This window comes from Rhodococcus sp. EPR-134, assembly GCF_001647205.1.
Lineage (GTDB): Bacteria > Actinomycetota > Actinomycetes > Mycobacteriales > Mycobacteriaceae > Rhodococcus_F > Rhodococcus_F qingshengii.
In genome coordinates this window covers 1-4,424 of the sequence record NZ_LVCT01000661.1, presented here as the reverse complement: position 1 = coordinate 4,424, position 4,424 = coordinate 1, and the positions used below count along the sequence as shown (strand labels likewise).

At 60.4% G+C, this 4,424-nt stretch carries 6 protein-coding genes and 1 pseudogene; 3 read left to right on the top strand and 4 right to left on the bottom strand.

The window, feature by feature from the left end:
- Positions 1-213: pseudogene (locus A2J01_RS35495) on the bottom strand (alkane 1-monooxygenase); the annotation flags it as partial.
- A 505-nt stretch (positions 214-718) separates the two neighbouring features.
- On the opposite strand from A2J01_RS35495, the gene A2J01_RS37515 reads away from it, so the two are divergent.
- Both A2J01_RS37515 and A2J01_RS28705 read left to right on the top strand, forming a co-directional pair.
- Complete coding sequence (locus A2J01_RS37515) at positions 719-1,252, top strand: sigma factor (RefSeq protein WP_073513845.1); 534 nt, start codon at positions 719-721, stop codon at positions 1,250-1,252.
- Positions 1,253-1,386: 134 nt separating this feature from the next.
- The gene (locus A2J01_RS28705; protein ID WP_051649807.1) at positions 1,387-1,740 is read left to right on the top strand and encodes a hypothetical protein; all 354 of its coding nucleotides are present in this window, start codon (positions 1,387-1,389) and stop codon (positions 1,738-1,740) included.
- A gap of 69 nt (positions 1,741-1,809) precedes the next feature.
- Here A2J01_RS28705 and A2J01_RS28700 read toward each other — a convergent pair whose 3' ends face one another.
- The 3 genes from A2J01_RS28700 to A2J01_RS36655 form a co-directional block, all read right to left on the bottom strand.
- The gene (locus A2J01_RS28700; protein ID WP_178377395.1) at positions 1,810-2,031 is read right to left on the bottom strand and encodes a hypothetical protein; all 222 of its coding nucleotides are present in this window, start codon (positions 2,029-2,031) and stop codon (positions 1,810-1,812) included.
- A 283-nt stretch (positions 2,032-2,314) separates the two neighbouring features.
- Positions 2,315-3,265, bottom strand: coding sequence for a DoxX family protein (locus A2J01_RS28695; RefSeq protein WP_064114096.1), 951 nt, complete (start codon positions 3,263-3,265; stop codon positions 2,315-2,317).
- A gap of 248 nt (positions 3,266-3,513) precedes the next feature.
- Entirely contained in the window at positions 3,514-3,669 is a 156-nt protein-coding gene (locus A2J01_RS36655; RefSeq protein ID WP_087503832.1) for a DUF6131 family protein, read from the bottom strand.
- Positions 3,670-3,802: 133 nt separating this feature from the next.
- Between A2J01_RS36655 and A2J01_RS28690 the strand changes: the two genes are divergently transcribed.
- Positions 3,803-4,424: helix-turn-helix domain-containing protein (locus tag A2J01_RS28690; RefSeq protein WP_156519438.1), on the top strand; the 622-nt coding region annotated here is incomplete at its 3' end.

The window sequence follows — 4,424 nt, the reverse complement described above, 5'->3', positions numbered from 1 at the left end:
TTCACCGGCCAGCATGTCGATGATCGGGATGACGATGACCAGTAGCCACGCGCCGGTCGCCCAGAACAATCCGAGACGAAGGTTGTCGACGAGAAACCACGATATGAACGGGCTGAGTGGAATCAGCAATCCGAGCGGCCACAGGTACCTCTTACGATCACGCCACACCGAAGGGCCTTCGATGCTCGCGGGTGTGGAAGCCGCGGGAGTCATGGTGACATCTGGTGAATAGGGGGCATTTTCCTAAGGATTCAGTCTTAGAGGACGTTTACGATATGTGTATCTCATTCCAGAGCCGAGGGTTACACGTGGAATCGAAGTAAGAGGTGATCGCACGTCGGGGGCTGAGGCGCGGCCCTACGATCTCGGCCTCCTCGGATATCCACGAATCGCCGGTGGCTAATCCGTCTTTTTCGCACGATCGATGAATGATCTTGGTGAAGAACAAGACTCGTGTTCATTCCGGGATGCCTTTGCCAACCTGCTTGGGCATGTTGCGACTTTGGGTGTGCCCATGATTCGGAGCGAGCGCTCCATCAACCTCGGATGCGGGTGATGGAGACCACAGCAATACGGCAGGGGCTAGCTACACGACTTCCGGCTGCTGTGTACTAACTGACATTCATTCGAGACGTTCGAGCCCCACTTTCCGAGGTTCCTGCTGAGTGCAGATGACTATGCTCGCTCTGTAAGTTCACGTGAGAGTGGGGCGACCGTGATGGTAAAGGCTGATCCAGACGACCACCTTGTTGCTGTGCTGTGTTCTGTTTCCTCCGGGAGTCGTGCAGCTTTCGCCGAATTCTACGACCGGACTTCCCCTTGGGCCTGCGACCTGCTCATGCAGATGTTCGGTGATCAGCGAGTTAGCGACGAACTGGCACGGTCGGTGTATCGCGAGGTATGGGCATGCGCGCCCGAGTACAAGACGGAAAACGGGAGCCCTACGGCGTGGGTAATCATGATTGCTCACCGGCGAGCGATAGAAAAGATTCGCTCCCGCCCTCGGCGCGAGGCTTTATGGTCCTCTCAGGAGGCCTCCGGATCGGCCGAGGAAGCCCACGCATGCAAAGACGGCTTCAGTTGGTCAACAGGGGATTGCCGCGCAAGAAGATACCTCTACCAGGGATATTACTGCGGTTGGACACAGCGGCAGATAGCCCATCGTGACGGGGTGACCGTTACCCTTGTGCGATCGAGCATCAAATCAGCCGTATTGACTGCACGCGCGAGTCAGCAATGCAGTCTGATGTAGCCGGAGTTCTGACGGAGGCATGTTCGGCGTTGGTGCTACGAGCGGAGAGCTTCGCGGGGTGATCGGGCGCAGTAATCGAGGTTTGCACGAATTAGGTGGTCCGACTGTGAAAGGGTTTGCAGGAAGGAGACGGGATGTGCTGGACGAGTACTGACGGCGCTCACGAAGGAGCGCCGGCGACGATCGTCGCCGGCGATCGCACCGCACTGTCGTACAGCGCCCGGGGCTTCGGACTCGAGGACGGAACGTACGTGCCCGATGAAGCGACGATCGGTTGGCGGGCGCAATGCTCGTGCGGATGGAAAGCAGTGGGGCTCATCGAGCGTGTGACCGACGCCGACCTACCTCCACGACCGGACCAGATCCTCGACCTCTCGGGAGGGCCCGCATTCCCGGAAGTAGAAGACATATGCCACGCACAATGGCTTGAGCATGTCCGCCGATCCGCTTCAGCATGCTCCACGAACGCGTTCTCCATGACCACATGACGCACGACTCGGTGAGGTATCGGTCGGGGACCTATGATTCCTGATCTGCAGTCGACTCACGCGTGAGGTCTAGGGCCGCACACCTCGCTGTTGTACAGGGGGGAGTGGTGCGTGCACCACTCCTGAGTGGTCCCGGCGTACTGTGACCCACCGCGGAGATGCGGTGGTCGGATCGAGAGGCATCGACCCGACCACGCCGATGACACCGTCGTCAACACCGATCACCTGTCCTCCGCGTAGGAGGGTGACGTCTTCTCTGGTGATCTTGGTCTTGTCGGCGCGAGCCGTCATCAGCCACTCTCCGTGATCATCCGTCAATTTCGCGAGCCAGGTCCCCATATGACCTGCCTCTACCTTCGTGTTCGTTGGCGCACCCCCCGAGTCGCGCTCTCAAACAAAGCCTCGCGCGAGCGCAGCCAGTGGGTGCCCCCGCTGTGTCATCCGCTCGGAGCACTTATCTCTGGGAGTGCATGTCCATCGTGTTTTCGTCGGCTACGAAATCTAGCCAGAAAACGCTAGCCAACAAACTCGTAGTAACGTCACTGAACGATTGTGACCGTGTTTTTCGGTGCGCTCAGTGCGTCAATTCGTCCTTCTTGGCGCGAGCCTTTTCGAGCGCCTTCTCGGCGCGCTTGCGAGCACGCTTACCCAGCACCTCGGTCTGCTCCGACGCCGTTTCGGCCCACTCGTTGCTCTTCTCGAGGGCGAGTTCGGCGAACTCCGAGCTGCGCTTGCTCGCCAGCTCTGCCAGTTCGGCGCTGCGCTCGCGTGCGGTCTCGGCCAGTTCGGAGCCGCGCTTCTGCGCGACTTCGAGGATGTCCGGGCCGCGTTCTTTGGCGACCTCTCCGAATTCCGCGGCTCGCTTGCTCGCGATCTCCGCGAACTCGGAGCTGCGCTCCTTGGCAAGTTCGAGCCAATCCGTGCCGTGTGCCTTCGCGGTTTCGGCAAGCTCGGAACCGCGTTCGGACGCCACCGACAGAGCATGCTCGACGCGATCGCTCGTGTGATCGGTCTGCGATGCGACCAATGGAAGTGCTGCGGCGATAGACGCCTGGGCCTTCTTCGCGGCGCGACGGCCACGCCAGCCGAGCGACGGCTTGCCCTCGGTGTCGACGGAGGCGATCATCAGTCCGCCGAGCAAGCTGACGTTCTTGATGAAGTTTGTGCGCTGCATCGCTCGCAGTGACGGATCGGTTTCGTTCCAGAAGTCGTGACCGGCAAGCGTGGTCGGTACCAGGCTCCCCGCGAGCACCAACGACGCGAGCCGCGGCGCCTTGCCGGTGGCCAGCAGGGCACCGCCGCCGATCTGGACGGCGGCGTTGATCTTGACGGCGGCGTTGATCTTGACGAGTGTTTCCGGATCAGCAGGCACCTTCTGCGTCACTGCTCCTGGCAGCGTCTCGACGGATTTGTCGATCAGCGGTGACGCTTTGGCTGCTCGCTGAGCAGGGTTGCGCAAAGCATCGATTCCCCCGGCGATGAAGATCGTGGAAAGCAGTGGACGAGCAATTCGACGTACCAGCATGTTTCAAGCCTTCCAGAGTGAATGCGACATTCGGAGATAAACACTCTCCGCGGGGCCTCCCGGCAGGTTGCCCAGCTGCACTGAACTCTGTCGACAGGCACCCTCAAACGTGGAGGTGGGATGTGCCCAGTACCTCTCTTACAGGAGGAGGCGATCCCGGTAGTGGTGCATCATCATGGGTCGAGCAAATTAGGTACCCGCGCGAGCCAGATGTCCCAGGCGAGGGTTAGGCCGAGGTATATAGGGTGTTAATACCAAACTTTTCGACCGCCCACAGCGCGACCCATAGTGCCCAGAAGTGTCAGGATTGCGCCGACCACCACCAAGATGATGCCGACTGTCGTCAAAATACTGATTGCGGTGAAGTAACCGATCAGGGCCAGAATGATGCCGAGGACAATCACAGTGATTCCTATTCTCTCGCTAGGTGTTGCGGGTACGGACGTTGATGACGCGGGACTGAAGTAGACGGGCTGGTCCTCGGCGCGAGAATAGGAATTGCGACATAGCCGTTCTCGACCAAGAAGGACCAGCCCTGTGACACACCGTGATGCTCCGCTAACCGTGGAGGGAAGACGACGCCTGATCGAGCGCTGCCAGAGTCGTCCGATCGCCCACGTCGCCGCCGAGATGGGCATCTCCCGTCAATGCGCCTCCAAGTGGGTCAACCGGTATCGCAAGTACGGTGACCTGGGATTACAGGACCGATCCAGCACGCCGCACCATCAACCGACCGCTACAGCGGCAGGGCTTGTGGCCGAGATCGAAGCAATGCGCCGGAGCCGGAAATGGTCGGCTTCACGAATCACGTTCGAACTGGGCACCGACGGCATCGTCATTGCTCGTCGGACGGTCACGAGAATCCTGCGGAGCCTGGGATTGCACCGTCGCCGGTTCATCGACCCGAACGGCGAAACCAACCGAAAACCCCAGGTCATCGCCGCCAAGCGACCTGGTCAGATGGTCCACGTCGACGTCAAGAAAGTCGGGAAGATCCCGGACGGCGGCGGGTGGCGTGCCCACGGCCGCGGCTCCGAGCAGGCCAAACGATCCCAACGCCGGAAAAAGAAGAACAAGCAGGCCCGCATCGGTTACACCTACCTGCATTCCGCGATCGACGGCAACACCCGCCTGGCGTACACCGAAGCCCGCGACAACG

Excerpts from the sequence above, each read along its gene's own strand:
- A2J01_RS37515 (WP_073513845.1), top strand. The coding sequence starts at position 719 with ATGGTAAAGGCTGATCCAGACGACCACCTTGTTGCTGTGCTGTGTTCT.
- A2J01_RS28705 (WP_051649807.1), top strand. The coding sequence starts at position 1,387 with ATGTGCTGGACGAGTACTGACGGCGCTCACGAAGGAGCGCCGGCGACG.
- A2J01_RS28700 (WP_178377395.1), bottom strand. The coding sequence starts at position 2,031 with ATGACGGCTCGCGCCGACAAGACCAAGATCACCAGAGAAGACGTCACC.
- A2J01_RS28695 (WP_064114096.1), bottom strand. The coding sequence starts at position 3,265 with ATGCTGGTACGTCGAATTGCTCGTCCACTGCTTTCCACGATCTTCATC.